This is a genomic window from Confluentibacter citreus, assembly GCF_002807055.1.
GTDB classification, from domain to species: domain Bacteria; phylum Bacteroidota; class Bacteroidia; order Flavobacteriales; family Flavobacteriaceae; genus Confluentibacter; species Confluentibacter citreus.
On the sequence record NZ_NIXN01000035.1, the window covers coordinates 1 to 786 of the forward strand.

General features: G+C 31.4%; 1 protein-coding gene. It reads right to left on the reverse strand.

All coding sequences use genetic code 11. The annotated features are described in order from the left end of the window. Positions 1–137: 137 nt before the first annotated feature. The gene (locus tag CDH49_RS15530) at positions 138–734 is read right to left on the reverse strand and encodes a toxin-antitoxin system YwqK family antitoxin (protein ID WP_100616441.1); all 597 of its coding nucleotides are present in this window, start codon (positions 732–734) and stop codon (positions 138–140) included. Between the last annotated feature and the right edge of the window lie 52 nt (positions 735–786).

Sequence of the window (786 nt, forward strand, 5' to 3'; positions counted from 1 at the left end):
AACGTGTTCGTGTATGGAAAGTTGCGTGTTTGTGGGCGAGGATTTTCCGAAGGAAAATCGGAAGCCGGCAAACAAGCAACAAACTTTGTGTTAGCTAAAACTAGCAATTTTTTATACACGGTGTTAGGCACAGTTTTTTATTCTTTTTTAATGTTCCCATTTTCTTCAAAGAAAGTCGTTTTGGTCAAAAACCCGTCTTTGTCATAGATAGAAATTTCTTTTATTTTTCCGTTTTGATAATATCTTTTCAGTTCTCCAATTACAAGTCCATTTTTAAATTCAGCGTTTAGCCGAATTGTTCCGTTTGAGTAAAAATCCGTTTCATTTCCGTTACAGGTCTTTTCGCAATGAATGAACTTATAATTAGGAATTATTCCCAGTTTTTTAAGTTCTTCTTTACTTGTTCCTTTTTTAAATGAAACGTTGGACAATTTAATATACTCTTCAATTCTCGGTTTGCTTAAAGTGTCGGAATTTATTTGTTTATCGATTATTATTTTATGTGTTTCTCCTATTTCAGTTGCGATTAAATTGTATTCACCTTTGTCAGGAAGCAAAATAGTTCCTTTGTCAAAGTCCGATATTGTATATTCAGTTCCGTTTCTTTCAAGATGATAATAAAAACTATTTTCAATTTTATTTGAACACGAATCCTTTAAAAATAGGTTATATTTTATTTCTTGACTAAACCCAGAAATAGTAGAAAAAAGTAATATTAAAATCGTGAATTTCATTGGTTTGTCAAATTGTGCCTAACGTGTTCGTGTATGGAAAGTTGCGTGTTTG

What these genes read in the sequence shown, in the direction of transcription:
- CDH49_RS15530 (WP_100616441.1), bottom strand. Translation starts at nt 734, where the DNA reads ATGAAATTCACGATTTTAATATTACTTTTTTCTACTATTTCTGGGTTT.